Here is an 18,970-nt window from a genome sequence, read left to right on the forward strand (position 1 = left end):
CGCTCAGGCGGTCGGTTCGGCCGCCGTCCCCGGTTCGTCTTCTCTGCCCGTCTCGTCCCCGGCGTCGTCCGTACGCATCGCCGCGATTCGGTCCAGTTCCTTCGCGAGGAGTCGCTGGAAGGCATCGTCGCGGACGAGGTGCATCGTCGTCCCGAGGTGGCCGCGGTCCCACGTCACCACGTTGCGACGGGGGACGTCCCACCGACGGAGGAGACTCGCCATCGACTCCGCGGAGGCCACGTCGTCGCGCGACCCGTAGCACGCGAGGATTCGCTCCGGCGAGAGCGCGGGTTTCGCGGGCGGGTTCAACAACGGGGCGAAGTCGTTCAGGTCGTCGCCGGTCCACCCGGCCGCGGAGAGGGCGTCGTCGACGCCGAGAAGCGAGACGAGACGCGACCCGGTGAGCGCTTGCGTCACGCTCCCCATCGCGGCGACGGGCGCGACGAGGTCCGGGCGCATCGACGCCGGCCAGTCGCCGCACCGTCCGGCAACGTGGAGCGAGACGATGCCGCCGAGGCTCAGACCGCCGACGGCGACGGCGGGTGCGCCCTCGGTCCGCGCCCAGTCGACGAGGACGCCCGCCTCCTGTGCGGCCGCGCCGTAGAGTTCGAGGTGACCGATGGGGGCGCGAGCGAGGTACGGTTCGCCCGCGTACGACCCGAGCGGTTCGCGGCGGCCGTGCCACGGGGCGTCCGGCAGGACGACGCGGTAGCCGCGTCGGGCGAGACGGCGGCCGACGGCCTCCTCTTCGGGCCAGTAGCCGAGTCGGTCGCCGAGCGAGCCGAGTCCAGAGAAGAATATCACCGTCGAAAGCCCGTCCGCCGCGTCCTCGGGTTCGTACACGCGGGCTTCCGCGGTGTCGCCGACGTGGAGCGACGGCGTCTCGAAGCGGAGGCGGTACTCCACCGTCCCCGGTCCCAACACCGTCTTCGACCGGGAGACACGCGGGAGCGACTCGGTCACCGTCGAGTCCGAGAAGGCGTACAGGCGCTCGGGTTCGGCGAGTTCGTGCGCCCAGCGTTCGCGGGCGTCGTCGGGGTCGGGCACGTCGAAGGCGACGGGCGGGACGAGATGGTCGCGGACGAGGAAGTCGAACGCGTCGGGTCGCGCGTGGGTCGCGTCCGTCCGCCGCCGCTCTCGTTCGAGGGCGACGCGTTCGTCCGGCGTCGTCTCCTCGTCGCCCCAGAACGCCGCCTCCCAGCGGTCGGTCACGTCCTCGTGCGCCTCCCGAACCTCGGCGAAGGCGGCGAGCGCCGTCTCGATTCGGTCGTGGAGGTGCGGGGCCGGCGGGGCGTCCACCTCGCGGAGGAACGCGGCCGGACCGCCGCCGAGCGACACGTCCGCGGCGGCGCGGGCGCGCCGGGCGGCGAACTGTCTCGGGAGTCGTCTGAGCGCGACCGTCTCGAACGTACGCGTCTCGAACAGGCCGCCGAGACGCGACCCGATGAGTCGCTGTGCGCGAGGGGTGTCGAGGCTGTCCATACGTCGCCCTACGCGGCGAGAAATCTTCACTCTATAGTCAGGTCAGACTAGATGCCGAAGTCGCTCTCCGTCTCGTAGTAGTCGCCGTGGACCGACTCGCGCTCGTAGATGGGTTCGCGCCGGACGACGGCCGTCTCGCCGGTTTCGAGGCCGGCGGCCCACACCTCTCGGAGGAACCAGACCGGTTCGAGTTCGTCCGGGTCGACGCCGCCCGCGCGGCGGAGGTGGTCGAAGGCGGCGTCTCGGGTCGTGAACAGACGGTCCGTCCGGCGGCGGCGGAAGTCTGGCGCGACGTAGCACCGCCACGCCGTCCCGGCGGCGCGGAGCGGTTCCTCGGGCCTGTCGTCGGGGTCGTAGTCGCCCCACTGGTGGCGGAGTCTGACTCGCGCGCCCGACTCCGTCTCGCGGCAGAGTTCGACTTCGCCGAGGACGATGAGGTCCTGCATCGCGCGCGGGACGTTCACGTCGGGGAACAGTCCGCCGTAGGCGCGGTCGAACTCCTCGGCCACCTGTGCGAGCGAGACGGCTTCTTCTGGGAGCGAACAGAGGGTCTTGCGGAGTCGTTCGTACGCTTCCTCCGGGGGGGCGTCCGCACGGAACATTGATTCGTACGAGGTGAACCCCCGTGATAAGTATTGATTCGTCGGGCCGGTGTCGGAGCGTCACCACTCGGTCAGCGCGGCCGGGCCGAAGTCGTACGCGAGGATGGCGAGGAAGCTGCAAACGCCGGTGATGGCGAACGCGCCGCCGACGTAGAACACCCACTCCATGCCGACTTCGGTCATCAGCCAGCCGCCGACGAGGGGTGCGGCGACGCTCCCCGGCCGCCAGAGCAGTTCGCGGATGCCGAACGAGGAGGCGACGCCGCCGTCGTCGGTTCCCTCGTCGGCGAACAGCGCCATGCTCGCGGGTTCGCGGAAGCTGTCGGCGACGCCGAGCAGTCCCGAGAGGCCGACGAGGGGGAGAAAGGCCGCCGAGAGCGGACCGAGGACGGGATACGTCTCCGGGAGACCGAGTGCGGCACCGATGGCGGGCGAGAACGGCACCGCGAGGGCGATGAGGCCGTAGAGACCGCCGCCGACGAAGACGAACAGGGCCCGGCCGTAGCGGTCCGAGAGCGTTCCCATCTTCGGTTGGAACAGCATGTTCGTGAACTTCTCGGCGACGACGGTGAACGAGACGGCGAGGCTGGCGTAGCCGAGGCCGCCGTCGATTGCGGAGAGACCGGCGTAGATGGGTATCCACGTGCGGACGAGGGTGACGGCGACGGCGTACTGGGTGCGGAAACTGGCGATGGTGAGGATGCGGCGGTTGAGCGCGAGGTCGGAGAACGGGAAGCCGGAGATGCGCGTCTCGTCCTCGTCTAAGAACAGCCAGACGGTGACCGTCGCGACGGTCATGAGGACGACGATGATGGCGAAGATGGAGGTGAAGCCGAAGGCGTCGTACAGCAGTCCGGCGGAGAGACTCCCGAGGATGGAGGCGGCGAACGCCGACGCGTTGGCCTTCCCGATGTTGTTCGCGCGCGTCCCGACGCTCGATATCTCGCCGACGAGCGCCAGCGACATCAGTCCCGCCCCCGTGACGGCGACGCCCTGAAGCGCGCGGGCGCCGATGAACGCGAGACTGGAGTCGACGAACGGAAACAGCGCGTAGGCGGCGGTGCCGAGGGCGAGGACGGAGACGAGCACCGTCCCCTTGTCCAGTCTGTCGCCCGCCCACGCGAGGGGGACGACGGCGACGGTCTGGGCGAGCGTGAACCCCGTCGTGTACATGCCGATGACGAACCCGGCACCGACGGAGAACAGACCGAAGACGGAGACGCCCGTGGGGTCCAGCGTCTGGATGTACTGCGGGAGGAGCGTGACGAGGGTGATGACGCCGAACCCGCCCGCGAACCGCGTGAGATAGAGCGCGTAGAACTGGATACTGTCCCGATTCACGGTTGGTGTGAGTCGGAGGGGCGAAAAGTGGTTTCGGTTCGTAGCAGGTCGGGTCAGTCCGCGTCGTAGCCGTGACCGGTCGCCGCGGGCGTCGACTCGCCGAAGACGCGGGCACGGATGGTGTCGCGCTTGACGAGAGCGAACCCGGCGAAGATGACGAGGAAGCCGACGAGCGTCGTCTGGTCGACGACGTGGCCGAGGAGGACCCACGCGGCGAGGGAGGCGACGACGGGTTCGAGGTAGCCGACGAGGTTGATTTCGGTCGCGCCGACGCGTTCGTGCAGGGCGAAGTAGATGAGGAAGCCGACGACGCCGGAGACGAGCGTCAGGTACGTCAGCGAGACGACGGCCGTCGTCGTCCACTCGATGGCGGCGGGCGACTCGCCGCGCGCGAACGCGCCGACGAAGAGGACGCCCGCACCGACGAGCATCGCCCACGCCTGCGTCGGCGCACTCGGCAGGTCGGTTCGGAACGGCGTCGAGAGCACCGCGCCGGCGGCGAAACTCACGCCGCCGAGGAAGATGAGGGCGATGCCGAGGAGGTTCGACGACAGGAGGTTCGCGGGGTTGGGGTCCGCGACGACGACGACGCCCGCGATACCGAGGAGGAAGCCGAGTCCGGCGACGGCGTCCAGCGACTCGTCTAAGAGCACCGCGGCGAACACGGCGGTCAGCACCGGCGTGAGACTGACGACGACGGCGGCGACGGCACCGTTGACGTGCATCTCACCGAGGTAGAGCAGTGCGTGGTAGGCGGCGATGATGAACACGCCCGCGATACCGACGCTGGTCCACTCGGCGCGGCCGCGGGGGTACCACCGGTCCGTCGTCCACGCGGCGTAGCCGAAGATGACGACGCCGGCGATGGCGTAGCGGATGCCCGCGAACAGGACCGGCGGGAAGTACTCTAATCCGGCTTCGATAGCGACGAACGACGTTCCCCAAAAGCACGCGAGTGCGAGAAAGAGGAGGGCGTTCCAGTTGGACGTGTCAGAGCGAGTTCCGAGCGACATGGATACACGAACGTCACAGACGCGTGTTTTTATATCTGTCTACAAGAGTTTGCCCGAGATTCGATTCTGGAGCAAAATTAGAAGCATTTGATGCATTATAAATCGGCACAAATCGTTTTCGTTGTACGAGACGCTCACTCGTTCGAGGATGCGGAACATACAACCCTCACGCCACGTATGGACAGACACCACGGTCATGGACGAACGCGACATCCGCCTCCTGAAGGCCATATCCGACCTGGAGACAGGGAGTCCCGAACGACTGCACGAAGAGACGGACATCCCCGTCTCGACGATTCACTACCGACTGAACAACCTCCGCGAGGCGGGCGTTATCAAGAACGACCTGTACGACGTCGACCTGGAGAAGGTCGGACTGGGCGTCACCGTCCTCGTCGAGATACTGACAGACTACAGCGGGTCGCATCACGACTTCAAAGAGAAGATTCTCGACGTCGAGGGCGTCACGCAGGCGTACTTCACGATGGGCGAGACGGACTTCATCGTCGTCGCACACCTCTCGGGGAGCGAGAAAGTCGAACGACTCATCACCGACTTCGAGACGCTGGAGGAAGTCGAACGGACGAACTCGACGTTCGTCGTGTCGACGCTTCGAGACAGCGCGCGCGTCCTCCAGAACTACGAGTTAGAGACGCTCTTGGACGAACTACTCGAAGACGAGTGAAGAGCGAACGAACGTCTATCGAGACGAGATAGTTCTTCACCTTTTGCTGATGGTCGCATTTTTTGATAACAAACTCAACTTGTGCAAACAAGAGTTTAAGAGGTTGTGACCGTTGGTAAGAATCATGCGGTCCCACCCCACCAACCCATCCCAGATGCGGACGCGCACGGCCCGAATCGAGTGGCCGATGAACGACCACGGCGCGATGACGGTACTGGTCGAATCGACGAACGAGGTACGGCAACTCGTCTCGTTCGAGGACGCGTCTGTCGAAGAAGCGTTATCAAGACTCCCCGCGGGCGCGAGCGTCCCGTTGAAGATGGAGGGCGTCGGCGGGCGCGGAAACGCGTGGCACGTCGCCGAAATCGCCGGTATCGAGAGTCGAATCGACCGAAGCGTCTCACGGCGCGACGACGCGCCGAACCAGCGCCACGGTTCCGACGAAGAGCAGCAACAGACCCAGCGTCGCGCCGAAGTCTGACGGGACTTGCACCGGCGCGACGGCCACCGCCGAGACGGCGTCGCCGAGTCGACGGCCCCCGTCGACCCACGCGCCGAAGACGACGCCCGTCCCGAGGACGAGAACCGCGAGTACCAGTCCGGTTCGGTCGTTCTGCATCGACCCGTGTTTTCTTTCACACCGTATAAACGCTCACCAGCGGGTGAAACTGAACAGCGAGCGGTCTGAGTCACAGAATCTATCTCTAAAACCTCGTTTTCACACGTCTGTAGAACGCTTCCCGTTGATTTCACCGGAAACTCGGTGTGCCGCACACCGCGGGCGCTCACCTGTGGAGTGCGGGTGTGAGAGGATGGAGACGCGGTGTCTGCACCGTCGAAAGCGGGCCGGAAGGGATTTGAACCCTCGACCGTCTGATTAAGAGTCAGACGCTCTCCCTAACTGAGCTACCGGCCCGTGCGTTTCGTCGTATCCACGGGGTAAGTAAAGACCTTTCGTTTAAGAGTCGCGATGGGAGACGAACGCACGGAGCGTGGCGGTCGTGGGCGGTCGTCTCCGGCCCGCAGTCCGCGGCTTTTCGGCGACGTTCGCCCGCCTCGCGGAAACGAGTGCTGTTAAGTGTCGTCCGACCAGACGTGAAGACGATATGAGTGCTGGGGTCACGATATCCTCGATGTCTACCTACGCGATTCTCGGGTGCGGGAGCGTAGGGCACGCCGTCGCCGAGGAACTCGCCGAGGAGGGGAAAGACGTCCTCATCCTCGACAAGGACGAGAGCCGGGTCGAAGCCCTCCGCGACCAGGACCTGAACGCGCAGACGACCGATATCTCCGACCCCGAAGTCGCCGACGTGGTCGGGGACCGAGACGTGGTCCTCATCCTCGCGTCGGACGTCGAGGCGAACAAGGCGGCCGTCTCCGCCATCCGCGAACGCGGCGGCGACCAGTTCATCGTCGTCCGCGCGTCCGACCCCGTCTCCGAGGACGAACTCGACACGCTCGGCGCCGACGTCGTCATCAACCCCTCGGAGGTCATCGCCGACTCCGCGCTTCGCTCCTTGGAGTCCGGCGAACTGGAGTACAAGGCGCGCCAACTGGCCGAACTGCTCGAAGCCAGCGAAGGCACGCTCGCCATCCTGACGCACGACAACCCCGACCCCGACTCCATCGCGAGTGCGGCGGCGTTGCAGGCCATCGCCGCCGAGTACGACGTGGAGGCGGACATCCTCTACGACGGCGACATGGGCCACCAGGAGAACCGGGCGTTCGTCAACCTCCTCGGCATCGACCTCACGCCGTTGTCGGAGGCGCCGGACCTCTCCGCGTACGGAGCCGTCGCCCTCGTCGACCACATGAAGTCCGGCGAACCCGACATCGGCACCGAGGTGGACATCTTCATCGACCACTTCGAACCCGACGAGGGTATCGACCCCGCGTTCATCGACGTCCGGCCGAACGTCTCCTCGACGTCAACCATCCTCACGAAGTACATCCAGGAGTTCAACATCAGCCCGAGCGAAGCCGTCGCGACGGCGCTTCTCTACGGCATCCGCGCGGAGACGCTGGACTTCAAGCGCGAGACGACGCCCGCGGACCTGACGGCCGCGGCGTACCTCTACCCGTTCGCCGACCACGACACCCTCGAACAGGTTGAGTCGCCGTCGATGTCGCCGGAGACGCTGGACGTCCTCGCCGAGGCCATCCAGAACCGCGACGTGCAGGGGAGCCACCTCGTCTCGAACGCGGGCTTCATCCGCGACAGAGACGCGTTGGGACAGGCCGCACAGCATCTCCTCAATCTGGAGGGCGTGACGACGACTGCCGTCTTCGGTATCGTCGACAACAACATCTACCTCTCGGCTCGGTCGAAGGACATCCGGATGAACATCGGCAACGTCCTGCAGGACGCCTTCGAGGGCATCGGCGACGCCGGAGGCCACTCCACGCAGGGCGACGTCGAGATTCCGCTCGGCATCTTCACGGGTATCGAGACGTCCGACGACAACCGCGATACGCTGTTGCAACTCACCGAGGAGGCGGTTCGGCGAAAGCTGTTTCAAGCGATGGGCGTCGAGAGTACGGAGAGCGGAAACGGAAACTGACCGCGCGGGACTCGCGCGGCGAGAGCCGCCGCGTCAGGCGACGAGCGTCGATTCGGTCTCTTCTTCGGGTTGTTTCAGTCGCTCGATGACGTCGTTGACGAGGATGACGTCGCCGACGGCGCGGACCCAGCGGTACGGCAGCAGTACGCCTTTGCCCCGTTCGATTCGGTTCTGGAACAGTTCGTCGTTGAGTCGTCCGAGCGCGAGTCCGGTCACGGCTTGCCGGTCGAGGTCGAGGCGAACGTCCTCGACTTCGCCCACGAACACGCCGTTGTTCGAGTAGACCTCACGCCCGACGAGCGTCGTCAACTCTTCGGGAGTCCCGTCCATGTCCACTCTCTGGAAGTCATCCGCCTTAATTGTTCGTAGCCTCGGACTCGGTTCTCCCGCCTCGGGCGAGGTGCGGCAGACGGGCGTCAGACGAGGTATCACGCCGTTCGACAGTCACCCGGGAAGGACAGTCTCTTCGCCACGATTCCGGCACCGGTTGCCGGAGAATGCGGGGAAAACGACGAGAGCATCGTTCGGGAGCGACGAGCACACGTCCAGCGGAACGACCACGACGGCGCACACGCACCCGCGCACCGTGCCGCCGTCCGGGATTTTATACGGGGTACCGCCGAACGTCGTGGTACTAGATGGCATCGAACTCTCGTGAACGCACCGCAGACCCTGCTGCGGACGACAGAGCGAACTACGACTACGTCGACGGCGACGTCGACCGTCCGGGTCTCGTCTCGGACCTCGAATCGCTCGTCGACGGCGACGTGCGCTTCGACACCTACACGCGGCAACTGTACGCGACGGACGCCTCCGCGTACGAGCAGACGCCCGTCGGCGTGGTGATGCCGACGTCGACGGACGACGTGGTTGCCGTGGTGGAGTACTGCGCGCGCCGCGAGATACCCGTCCTGCCCCGCGGCGGCGGGACGAGTCTCGCCGGGCAGACGGTGAACGAAGCCGTCGTCTTGGACCTGTTGACCCACATGGACGCCCTCATCGACGTCGACGCCGACGCCGGGACGGCGACGGCGCAGGCGGGTATCCGACTCGGGGACCTGAACGGCGAACTCGAAGCCCACGGACTGAAGTTCGCCCCCGACCCGGCGTGGGGCGACAAGTCCGCACTCGGCGGTGCCGTCGGCAACAACTCGACCGGCGCGCACTCGCTGAAGTACGGCAAGACCGACTACTACCTCGAATCGGCCGAAGTCGTCCTCGCGGACGGCACCGTGACGACGTTCGGCGAAGTCGAGGTGGAGACGCTCCGCGAGGAGGGCGACCCGACGGGCACGCTCGAAGAGCGAATCTACGCCGAAGTCGCGACGATTCTGGACGAACGGGCCGACGACATCGCCGAGCGATACCCCGACCTGAAGCGGAACGTCTCGGGGTACAACCTCGACATGCTGGTCGACGAGATGCGCGGCGAACGCCGACTCCCGGACGACTCCGGCGTCGACCCCGAGAGCGAACCCGGCACGGTGAACCTCGCGCGACTCCTCGCGGGGTCCGAGGGAACGCTGGGAATCGTCACCGAAGCCACCGTCTCTCTCGAACCCGTCCCGAACACGGCCGCGGTGGCGCTTCTCACGTACGACGACGTGTTGGACGCGATGGAGGACGTCGAACCCATCCTCGAACACGGCCCCGCCGCCGTCGAGGTGATGGACGACGTCCTCCTCGGACTGGCCGCCGAGACGGCGGAGTTCCGCGACGTGGTCGGGATGCTCCCGGACGGCACCGACTCGGTCCTCCTCGTGGAGTTCTACGCCGAGGACGACGACCACGGCCGACAGCAGGTGGCCGACCTCGTCGCCGACCGAGTTCCGGGTGCGGCGACGGAGGCCGAACCCGGCGAGGGCGCGGCCGAGACGACGCAGAAAGAGCAGTACGCCGTCGCGGCGATGGAGGCGCACGACGCCGAGACGCGCGCGAAGTTCTGGAAGATGCGCAAGTCCGGCCTCCCCATCCTCCTCTCTCGCACGTCGGACGCGAAGCACATCGCGTACATCGAAGACACCGCCATCCCCGCGGCGAACCTCCCGGCGTTCGTCGCCGACTTCCAGGCCATCTTAGAGGAGAAAGGGACGTTCGCCTCCTACTACGCGCACGCCGGACCGGGCGTGCTCCACATCCGGCCCCTCGTCGACACGAAGACCGTCGAGGGACTGGAGACGTACGAGGCCATCGCCGACGAGGTGACGGACCTCGTCGTGAAGTACGGCGGGTCGGTCTCGGGCGAACACGGCGACGGCCGCGCCCGCACGCAGTGGAATCGGAAACTGTACGGCGACGAGTTGTGGGCGACGTTCCGCGACCTGAAGACGGCGTTCGACCCCGACTGGATTCTCAACCCCGGGAACATCTGCGGCTACCAGGACGACGAGGAACGACCCGAGGGCGCGGCGGCGACGAGGGCGCACGACATGACCGAACACCTCCGGTTCTCGCCGGAGTACGAGTTCGACGCCGGCCTCGACCCGGCGATGAACTGGCCGAACGAGAACGGCCTGCAGGGGATGGTCGAACTCTGTCACGGGTGCGGTGGCTGTCGCGGCCCGCAGGAGACGACCGGCGGTGTGATGTGCCCGACGTTCCGCGCCGCAGAAGAGGAGATTCAGTCCACTCGCGGCCGAGCGAACATGCTCCGGCAGGCGATGAGCGGGGACCTGCGAGAAGAAGCGCAGTTCGAAGACGAGTTCGTCGAGGAGGTGATGGACCTCTGTATCGGCTGTAAGGGCTGTCTCAAAGACTGTCCCAGCGGCGTCGACATGGCGAAGATGAAGACGGAGGTGACCCACGAGTACCACCAGCGAAACGGGTCGAGTCTCCGCGACAGACTGTTCGCGAACATCGACCGCCTCTCGGAACTCGGGAGCACGCTCGCACCCGTCTCGAACCTCGCCGCGAAGGTGCCCGGCGCGCGCGTCGCGATGGAGAAGACGCTCGGAATCGCCCGCGAACGCGAGTTGCCGACGTTCCACCGCGAGTCGTTCACCGACTGGTTCGAGTCGCGGGGACGGGCCGGAATCCCCGAGGCGCAGGCGGAGTCGAAGGTGCTTTTCTTCCCCGACACGTACACGAACTTCAACCACCCCGAGGCGGGGAAGGCGGCCGTCCGCGCCCTGGAGGCGGCGGGCGTCCACGTCCGCATCCCCGACGGCGTCACCGGGTCGGGCCGACCGCCGCACTCGAAGGGCTTCGTCGACCTCGCGCGGCGACAGGCCAGACAGAACGTCGACACCCTCGCTCCACTCGTCGCCGACGGGTGGGACGTGGTGGTCGTCGAACCCTCCGACGCCGTGATGTTCCAACACGACTACCTGGACCTCCTCACCGGCGACGACGTCGAAGCCGTCGCCGACGGCACGTACGGCGTGATGGAGTACTTCGACACGTTCCGACTCCTCGAACGCGACGTCGTGGCGGCGAACGCGCCGTCGCGGTCGCTCACCTACCACGGCCACTGTCACCAGAAGTCCACGAAGAAAGACCACCACGCCGTCGGCGTCCTCCGACGGGCGGGCTACCGGGTGGACCCACTGGACTCGTCGTGTTGCGGCATGGCGGGGAGTTTCGGCTACGAGGCCGAACACTACTCGATGTCGAAAGCCATCGCCGGAACGCTGTACGACCAGGTCGACGCCTCGGAGGGCGACGTCGTCGTCGCGCCCGGCGCGTCCTGCCGGTCGCAACTCGGTGACCGCGAGGGCGACGACGAACCGCCGCACCCCGTGGAGATGCTGGCCGACGCCATCGCCTGATTCGGGGTGCGCGACCCGTCTTTTCTCGACTAGGCCGTCGCCGACAGCGACGCGAGGACGTCGGAGAGGGCGTCGAGGGCCGCTTCCACGTGCGTCGGGTCGCGGCCGAGTGCGACGCGGAACCCGGACGGGTCGTCGAAGAACCGGCCGGGGACGACGAGAATGCCCTCCGCCCACGCCGCCTCGGACACCTCGTCGCCGGAGGCGTGGTCGTGCGAGAGGAAGGCGAAGGAACTGCCGGGGAACACCGTCCCCGAGAGTTCGTCGTGGTCGGCGGCGAACGACGCGAGGAGTTCGTGATTCGCCCGGAGGTGCTCGCGCGCCGTCGCGGAGAGTTCCTCGCGGTTGTAAAGCGCGCGGCGGGCGAGCGCCCGGCTCGGTTCGGCCACCGCGGGAACGTGGAACGCGGCGTCTCGCGCGGCGTCCAGCGTCTCCTCGGGACCGATGAGCCAGCCGATTCGGAGGCCGCCGAGACCGTAGAACTTCGTCAACGACCCGGTTATCATCGTGTTCGGGAGACCCGCACCGGTGACGCCGCCGAAGGCTTGGTCGGTCGCCTCGTCGGCGACGAACGGTGCGTACACCTCGTCGACGAGGAGGTAGCCGCCGGCGTCGCGACAGGCCTTCGCCGCCTCCGAGAGGGCTTCGCGCGAGGTGAGTCGTCCCGTCGGGTTGTGTCGGTTCGAGGTGACGGCGAGGCCGAACCCGTCTCTCGCCGCGGCGGCGATACGGTCCGCCGAGAGCGCGTAGTCGTCTTCGGGACGGAGGTATCGGTCGACGCGCGCGCCGAGTCCGCCGGGCGTCGAGACGAGCGGTTGGTAACCGGGTTTCTCCACCAACACCTGCGTCGCGCCGTCGCCGTCTGGTTCGTTCGAATCGGCGTCGGTCTCGTCGCCGCTCTCGGCGGCGACGGCGAGGGCGGCCGACTCCGCGAGGAGGTTCGCGTGCGTCGCGCCGGCGGTGACGAGGACGTTCTCCGGAGCGACGTCGTACTCGTCCGCGAGTTGGGACCGGAGCGTCACGTCGTCCGGCGGGTCCGGCAGTCCCGCGAGTCGGTCGGGGACGACGCCGGACCCGTCCGGCGTCCGGCGGAGGTCGCTCGAACCGAGGTCGTGCGTGGCCGCCTCGGGGCGGCCGGATATCCACTCCAGATACGGGAGAGGTGGGAACATAGCCCGGAGTTGACCTCGCGGGGGATAAGCAGTTTGGGTCGGCGAAGCGGACGCGAGACGAAGCGCGAAGCGCGCGAAGCGGTCAGTCGGCCGCGATGTCGGGCAAGGGTTCGGCGTCGTCCCATCGCCGGGCGTGTTCGCGTCGCCCCCACGCCACCGCGTCGGACGTGTCGTTTCCGACGAACCCGAGGATGCCGGTGTCGTCGTACGTCAGTATTCCGAGTTCGGGGCCGGACGGCGTCTCGGCGACGAGGAGGCTGTACGGGGGGAGGTCGGTCGTCCAACGAACCTCCAGTCGGCCGGTCTGGAGCGCTTCCTTCGTCTCGTCGGAGTACGAGGAGACGAGACGACTCGTCACGGCGCCGGTGACGAGGACGTTCGCGGTCAGTCCGTCGTGTACGACGCGGCGGTGGTAGGTGTCGACCTGCGTCGGGAAGATAGCGGGCGAGAAGGCGTCGGCGTGGTCGGCGCGTTCGAGGATGTTTCCGAGGCGTCTGAGCGGTTCTTGCGGCGAGGGTCGCTTCGCCTCGACGACGTCCGCGCCCGCGAGGACGGCGGCGTCGAACGCCGTCTCGGCGTCGAGCGAGCCGACGACGGCGCTACCAGAGACGATACCCTCGACGCGCCGTACGGCCCGGTCGTACTCTTCGAGGGCGAGTTGTCCGCACAACGTCCGCGCGTAGCCCTCCTCACCGCGTTCGACGAGGCCGGCGTCGGCCAGTTCTCGAATCGCTCTGTCGAGCGTCGAACGGGAGAGCGCCATCGCTTCCGCGAGGTCGCGTTTTCGCCGTCCCGTGAGACCGACGTGTCGCAGGACGTCCTCTCGGTCGCCGACGAGTGAGAGAACCTCCGGTGCGGACCGCCTCGACATGCTACTCAGGTCGAATATCAGTGATGATAAGATTTTGCACTGAGATTAGTATATAAACGATAGAAGTTTTTATATACAAGTACCAATCTGTGAGGAGGATACTCGACGGGTGAGTATAAATGAATAGGAGCAAAATAGTAGCTTGCCGGGGTGCCTCTGACAACCGGCAATCACGCTGCGTCGGCCTGCCCGGACCGGCGCAGTCACTGGGGGCTCTCCCCCAGTTCTTTCCCTTCGAAGAACTCGACGACCGAACACCGGAGCGTCTCGACGGACGCGCGGTGTGCGAGGTGTGCGCGACAGTCACAGTCCGACGAGCCGAAGCCACGGACCGGCGACGTGTCGGGGTCGAGTGCCTCGGCGAGGGCGCACTCCGCGTCGACGTTCGGCGCGGCGACGACCGCATCGAGTCGGACGTCCGGGTGACCGCCGAGGGAGTCGACGTGCCAGTGGCGGACGCCGTGGTCGCCCGTGGCGACGCGGCGATGTCTGTCGACGCGGCCGAGGCCGTTCGAACCGAACGCGCTCCCGACGTACGCGTAGCCGCCGGGCGGGAATCGAACGGTCCCGAGCGACCCGACGCTCGTCTCGACGGCGTCCGAGACTCCGAAGACGAGCGCGTACGTCCCCGGCGGTGCCTCGCCGTCGCCGACGCCGAGTTCGTCCTGTCTCTCGGTGATGTCGGCCGGGTTCAGGACCGAGACCATCTACGAGAGCGCTTCCGGTCGCTCCGCGGCGGCGTCGACGAGGGCATCGAACAGGTCGGCGGCGTCCTCGTCCAGCGGGTAGGTGTCGTGGAAGTCGTCGGGGTCGCGTCCGCGGCCGCTGGCCGCGCCGACGACCTTCGCGATTCGGTCGTAGTTGTCGCGGACGAGCGAACTCACGATTCCGGGCGTCCCCGCTCTGTCGGCGAGTTCTTCGGCGGCGGAGCGGCCGGCGTAGACGCGGTCCTCCCGGCTGTCGACGAGGAACATCGCGAACGGCGTCTCGCCGAACTGCCGTTCGAGAAACTCCTGTGCCGTCTCGTCGTACCAGGATATCGCCCCCACGTTCTTCAGTTCCTTCAGCGCCTTCGCCGCGATGGAGCAGTAGGGACAGTCGCCGTCGTACACGAGAACCGCGTCGTAGTCGGGCATAGTCGTGACTGAGGACCGCGAGGACAAAACGGTGCTGGCGACGGCGAAACGGCCCGACGACGAGAGAGACGGCGGAGAGACGACCCGACCGACCGTAACCGTCAGGTCGGTCTCGGCCCGACAGTCGGTGTGGACGAACTCATCGCGTGGCTTCGGGACCGACCGTACTACGACGGGCAGATACGCGACCACCGGCGACTCCCGGCGCGCGACCCCGAGTTCGCGGAAGTGCCGCTCGAATCGCGCCTCGAATCGGCGCTCGCAGACCGCGACATCGACTCGCTGTACCGCCACCAGGCCGAGGCCATAGCGGCCGTTCGCGGCGGCGAGAACGTCGTCCTCGCGACGCAGACGGCGAGCGGAAAGAGCCTCGCGTACACCGTCCCCGCGTTCGAGCGAGCGATGGACCACGGCGGTCGGACGCTGTATCTCGGCCCGCAGAACGCCCTCGTCGCCGACCAGGACGAGACGCTGTCTGACCTCGCACGCGGCCTCGGGTTCGGCAGTCGCGTCTCCGTCGAGCAGTACACGGGACGGCTCTCGAAGACGGAGAAACGCGACGTGCGCGGCCGCCGCCCGACGGTCCTGCTCTCGAACCCAGACATGCTCCACTACGCGCTCCTGCCGCACGCGCACCGCCTGTGGGAGTGGTTCTTCTCCTCGCTGGAGACGGTGGTGATAGACGAGGTGCACGGCTACCGCGGGGTGTTCGGGAGTCACGTCGCCCTCACGCTCCGCCGTCTGAACCGAATCTGCGAACGATTCGACAGCGACCCGCAGTACGTCTGTTGCTCTGCGACCATCGGCAACCCCGTCGAACACGCCGCGCGAATCACCGGAAAGAGCGAGGGGACGTTCCGCCTCGTCGACGAGGACACGAGCGGAACCGGCGCGACGCACTGGGTGCTGTGGAACCCGCCGGAGTACGCGGACGGCCGACGCGGGAGCGGCCGGCGACGGTCCAGTCACGTCGAGACGAAGCAGTTGTTCGTGGACCTCCTGTCGAGAGGCCACCAGACGCTCGCGTTCACGCGGGCGCGTCAGGCCGCCGAACGCTACGCCACCGAGAGCGCGAGCGAACTCCGAACGCGCGGCGAGAACGAGGCGGCCGCGGGCGTCTCGGCGTACCAAGCCGCTCTCAAGCACGACGAGCGACGCGAGATAGAGGCCGGACTGCACGACGGGAGCGTGACGGGCGTCTGGTCGACGAACGCGCTGGAACTCGGCGTCGACGTGGGCGGGTTGGACGCCGTCGTCATCGACGGCTACCCCGGCACGCGGATGTCGGCGTTCCAGCAGGCGGGTCGGGCGGGGCGAGGGAACGACGACGCACTCGTCGTCCTCGTCGGCGGCGAGGACCAACTCGACCAGTACCTCATGCGCCACCCCGAGGAGTTCTGGAACGGCGAACCGGAGCGAGCCATCTGCAACCCCGAAAACGAGGAACTCCTCCCCGCGCACGTCGCCAGCGCCGCCGCGGAGAACTGGCTGAAACCCGACGACGACAGACACTTCGGCGAGACGACGCCGGACGTGGTGGCCGGGTTAGAGCGCGAGGAACGGCTCGAACGCCGCGACACCGACCGAGGCGTCCGCTGGACGTACTCGGGCGGCGGCAGTCCACAGCACGAGATGAGTCTGCGAACCATCGAGAGCCGCGAGGTGGACCTGTTGGACGGCCGTTCGAACGACGTCCTCGCGTCGCTGTCGTTCGGCGACGCCCTCCGCGACGCCCACCCCGGCGCGATATACCACCATCAGGGGCAGACGTACGAGGTGGCGAAACTCGATTTGGACCGGGACACCGCCGTCCTGCAACCGACGTGGGCGGACTACTACACGCGCGTCCTGCACGACAAGGAGGTTACCGTCGAAGCCGACCTGAAGGCGAAACCGCTCTCGGCGCGGGCGGACACCGAGGTTCGGTTCGCCGAGGTGACGATGCGAAAGCAGATTACGGGCTTCGAGCGTCGCGACCCGAAGCGAGGGGAGGCTATCGGCCGCGAGTCGCTGGACCTCCCGGAGACGACGCTCCGGACGAAGGCGCTGTACGTCACCGTCCCGCGGGACGTGGAGGTGCAGATGCGGAGTATCGGCGAGGAATCGCGCGAGGACGGCGCCGGTCAGTACGGGTTCTCCGGCGGCGAGTACGGCTTCAACGGCGGCATCCACGCCGCCGAACACGGGATGATATCGCTGTTTCCCCTCTCGTTTCTCTGCGACCGGGGCGACATCGGCGGCCTGTCGACGCCGCACCACCCGCACACCGACCAACCCACTATCTTCGTCTACGACGGCTACCCCGGTGGCGTCGGCCTGACCGAGAGCGGGTACGACGAAGTTGAGACGCTTCTCCGGCGGACTCACGGGATGATTCGCGACTGCCCGTGTGAAGACGGCTGTCCGGCCTGCGTGCAGTCGCCGCAGTGCGGGAACGCGAACGACCCCCTGTCGAAGCGAGAGGCGGTCTACCTGTTGAACGCGTTGACCGGCGACGAGGCGTAGCGGGTCGCCGTTAGTTCGAGGAGTCGGTCCACGACGAGAAGCGACGCCACCGCCGGGAGGACGAACGCGACTTCCCTCGGCGTGGACATCAGGCCGAGCGAGACGATGAGCGTCGTTGCGCAGGCCGGCGGGTGGACGGCGGAGAGAGCGAGCATCCCGGTACTCGTGAGGCCCACGGCGACGACGCCGCTCAGAATCAGCCACGGCGGGTGGAAGTCGAGGGGCGTCGCCGGCACGGGAAGGAGCGTCGAGACGGCGAGGTAGGTGAAGAACCCGCAGACGGCACCGATGGCGTGACCACCCAGAACCGTCCGCGGCGTCGGTCCCTGGTCTCGGACGGCGAGGACGAACGCCGAGGGACCGAGACTCGGGAACAGAGCGGGCACGCCCGTGACCCACGCAGTCACGCCTGCGAGCGTCAAGAGGAGCGTCGCGCGAACGCCGACAGCGACGGGGCGGGACACGGTCGGTGGTCCGCCGTCGAACGGCATGAATACCACGAATCGGGCCGAGCGGTCGAACCGAACCGATTCGAATCGGTTCGAACCGGGTCGAGTCGAGAACGACAGAGATTTTAGGGTAGCCTAAACACAAGGGAGTAATGAGCGAAGACATCTGCGTCGTCGTCCCGACAATACGGGAGTTCGAGTGCATGCGAGCGTACTTCGAGAACGCCCGTGAGCACGGGTTCGACCTCGACAGACTGTTCGTCCTCCTCGTCACCGAGGACTTCTGCGACACCGACGAGATGGAGGCGATGCTCGAAGACGAGGGCGTCTCGGGCGCGGTGTACGACGGTTCTCGTCGCGAGGAGTGGTTCGAGTCGCACGGCCTCTCGGCGTACACGCACCTGATTCCGGCCGCCTCGCACGCCCAGACCAGTTTCGGACTGCTCTACATGTGGGCGCATCCGCGCTTCGAACGCGGCGTTTTCATCGACGACGACACCCTCCCGCACGAGGAGTGGGACTTCTTCGGCCGTCACTTAGAGAACCTCGACTACGAGGGCGAGATGGAGTCGGTCCGGTCGGACGAACGGTGGGTGAACGTGCTCTACCAGAACGCCGAGGAACACGGTCTGTACCCGCGCGGTTACCCCTACTCCGCGATGGACGAGGACGTCGAGACCGAACCGCGCGACGTGGAGAACGTCGTCGCCTCGCAGGGTCTCTGGACGAACGTCCCCGACCTGGACGCCGTTCGAATCCTGATGGACGGCGACCTGAAGGGGCAGGCGCAGACGCGGACGGAGAAGGCGGACTTCACGGGCGACTTCGTCGTCGACGAGGGACAGTACACCACCGTCTGTTCGATGAACCTCGCGTTCGAACGCGACGTGATTCCGGCGTTCTACCAACTGCCGATGGACGACAACGAGTGGGACGTGGGCCGGTTCGACGACATCTGGTCGGGCGTCTTCTTGAAGCGCGCGGCCGACCTCCTCGACGGCGAGGTGCTGACGGGCTACCCCCTCTGCGAGCACAACAAAGCGCCGCGGCCGACCTTCGACGACCTGAACAACGAGGTCCCGGGCCTCGAACTGAACGAACACGTCTGGGAAGTCGTCGACGCCGCGGGCGACGACGCGACGACGTGGACGGAGGCGGCCGAAGCGATGGCCGACGCCCTCGCCGACGGCGACTTCTCCGAGTGGAACAACGGGTCGTTCCTGAACTACTGCGGCGAGTACTGGCAGGACTGGCTGGCGTGTCTGGACGACATCGACGCGCAGACCAACCCCGCCACCGCCGCAGTCGCCGACGACTGAACGACGCCCGGCGACGACCCCCCGATTCTCGAACCGGAAGCTATAAACGATTTAGGCATACCTAAAA

Annotated in this window: 17 protein-coding genes and 1 tRNA gene; 6 read left to right on the forward strand and 12 right to left on the reverse strand. The window is 67.0% G+C overall.

All coding sequences use genetic code 11. The annotated features are described in order from the left end of the window. Positions 1 to 3: 3 nt before the first annotated feature. The 4 genes from BM282_RS17455 to BM282_RS17470 are packed head-to-tail and all read right to left on the reverse strand — an operon-like array spanning position 4 to position 4,438. Positions 4 to 1,482 (reverse strand): alpha/beta hydrolase, encoded by a 1,479-nt coding sequence (locus BM282_RS17455; RefSeq protein WP_089883434.1) that lies wholly within the window; start codon positions 1,480 to 1,482, stop codon positions 4 to 6. 47 nt (positions 1,483 to 1,529) lie between these two features. Next, entirely contained in the window at positions 1,530 to 2,084 is a 555-nt protein-coding gene (locus tag BM282_RS17460; protein ID WP_089883436.1) for a hypothetical protein, read from the reverse strand. 60 nt (positions 2,085 to 2,144) lie between these two features. Further along, positions 2,145 to 3,425, reverse strand: a complete 1,281-nt coding sequence (locus tag BM282_RS17465; RefSeq protein ID WP_089883437.1) for an MFS transporter — start codon at positions 3,423 to 3,425, stop codon at positions 2,145 to 2,147. Positions 3,426 to 3,478: 53 nt separating this feature from the next. Continuing rightward, a complete protein-coding gene (locus BM282_RS17470; protein WP_089883439.1) occupies positions 3,479 to 4,438 on the reverse strand; it encodes a DMT family transporter in 960 nt (319 codons plus the stop codon). A gap of 196 nt (positions 4,439 to 4,634) precedes the next feature. Between BM282_RS17470 and BM282_RS17475 the strand changes: the two genes are divergently transcribed. Beyond that, a complete protein-coding gene (locus BM282_RS17475; RefSeq protein ID WP_089883440.1) occupies positions 4,635 to 5,123 on the forward strand; it encodes an Lrp/AsnC family transcriptional regulator in 489 nt (162 codons plus the stop codon). Between the two features lie 124 nt (positions 5,124 to 5,247). Continuing rightward, positions 5,248 to 5,604: a hypothetical protein gene (locus tag BM282_RS17480; protein ID WP_245758407.1), complete on the forward strand. Its 357-nt coding sequence runs from the start codon at positions 5,248 to 5,250 to the stop codon at positions 5,602 to 5,604. Here BM282_RS17480 and BM282_RS18290 read toward each other — a convergent pair. Together BM282_RS18290 and BM282_RS17490 are read right to left on the reverse strand one after the other, a co-directional pair. Further along, positions 5,524 to 5,742, reverse strand: coding sequence for a hypothetical protein (locus BM282_RS18290; protein ID WP_139229756.1), 219 nt, complete (start codon positions 5,740 to 5,742; stop codon positions 5,524 to 5,526). The genes BM282_RS17480 and BM282_RS18290 overlap by 81 nt on opposite strands. A gap of 223 nt (positions 5,743 to 5,965) precedes the next feature. Then, positions 5,966 to 6,039: transfer RNA gene (locus BM282_RS17490), tRNA-Lys, on the reverse strand. Positions 6,040 to 6,229: 190 nt separating this feature from the next. Here BM282_RS17490 and BM282_RS17495 point away from each other — a divergent pair. Beyond that, the gene (locus tag BM282_RS17495; protein WP_089883446.1) at positions 6,230 to 7,684 is read left to right on the forward strand and encodes a DHH family phosphoesterase; all 1,455 of its coding nucleotides are present in this window, start codon (positions 6,230 to 6,232) and stop codon (positions 7,682 to 7,684) included. 33 nt (positions 7,685 to 7,717) lie between these two features. On the opposite strand, the gene BM282_RS17500 is transcribed toward BM282_RS17495, so the two are convergent. After that, on the reverse strand, positions 7,718 to 8,014 hold the full coding sequence (locus BM282_RS17500) for a PRC-barrel domain-containing protein (protein WP_089883448.1): 297 nt from the start codon (positions 8,012 to 8,014) through the stop codon (positions 7,718 to 7,720). Positions 8,015 to 8,322: 308 nt separating this feature from the next. On the opposite strand from BM282_RS17500, the gene BM282_RS17505 reads away from it, so the two are divergent. Continuing rightward, positions 8,323 to 11,451, forward strand: a complete 3,129-nt coding sequence (locus tag BM282_RS17505) for an FAD-binding and (Fe-S)-binding domain-containing protein (RefSeq protein ID WP_089883450.1) — start codon at positions 8,323 to 8,325, stop codon at positions 11,449 to 11,451. Between the two features lie 29 nt (positions 11,452 to 11,480). On the opposite strand, the gene BM282_RS17510 is transcribed toward BM282_RS17505, so the two are convergent. The 4 genes from BM282_RS17510 to BM282_RS17525 form a co-directional block, all read right to left on the reverse strand. Continuing rightward, entirely contained in the window at positions 11,481 to 12,623 is a 1,143-nt protein-coding gene (locus tag BM282_RS17510; RefSeq protein WP_089883452.1) for a pyridoxal phosphate-dependent aminotransferase, read from the reverse strand. 82 nt (positions 12,624 to 12,705) lie between these two features. Beyond that, positions 12,706 to 13,494, reverse strand: coding sequence for a helix-turn-helix transcriptional regulator (locus BM282_RS17515; RefSeq protein ID WP_089883454.1), 789 nt, complete (start codon positions 13,492 to 13,494; stop codon positions 12,706 to 12,708). 203 nt (positions 13,495 to 13,697) lie between these two features. Further along, positions 13,698 to 14,201, reverse strand: a complete 504-nt coding sequence (locus tag BM282_RS17520; protein WP_089883456.1) for a GIY-YIG nuclease family protein — start codon at positions 14,199 to 14,201, stop codon at positions 13,698 to 13,700. After that, complete coding sequence (locus tag BM282_RS17525; protein ID WP_089883458.1) at positions 14,202 to 14,630, reverse strand: DCC1-like thiol-disulfide oxidoreductase family protein; 429 nt, start codon at positions 14,628 to 14,630, stop codon at positions 14,202 to 14,204. A gap of 129 nt (positions 14,631 to 14,759) precedes the next feature. On the opposite strand from BM282_RS17525, the gene BM282_RS17530 reads away from it, so the two are divergent. Next, on the forward strand, positions 14,760 to 17,135 hold the full coding sequence (locus BM282_RS17530) for a DEAD/DEAH box helicase (protein ID WP_089883460.1): 2,376 nt from the start codon (positions 14,760 to 14,762) through the stop codon (positions 17,133 to 17,135). Here the strand turns inward: BM282_RS17530 and BM282_RS17535 are convergent. Continuing rightward, positions 17,099 to 17,599, reverse strand: a complete 501-nt coding sequence (locus BM282_RS17535) for an HPP family protein (RefSeq protein ID WP_089883526.1) — start codon at positions 17,597 to 17,599, stop codon at positions 17,099 to 17,101. The two genes, BM282_RS17530 and BM282_RS17535, sit on opposite strands and share 37 nt — an antisense overlap. Before the next feature lie 137 nt (positions 17,600 to 17,736). Here BM282_RS17535 and BM282_RS17540 point away from each other — a divergent pair, with 137 nt between their 5' ends. Further along, positions 17,737 to 18,903 carry an alpha-1 4-glucan-protein synthase gene (locus tag BM282_RS17540; RefSeq protein WP_089883462.1) on the forward strand — a complete coding sequence of 389 codons (1,167 nt, stop codon included), beginning with the start codon at positions 17,737 to 17,739 and terminating at the stop codon, positions 18,901 to 18,903. The last annotated feature ends 67 nt before the right edge of the window (positions 18,904 to 18,970 follow it).

The organism is Halogeometricum limi (genome assembly GCF_900115785.1).
Lineage (GTDB): Archaea > Halobacteriota > Halobacteria > Halobacteriales > Haloferacaceae > Halogeometricum > Halogeometricum limi.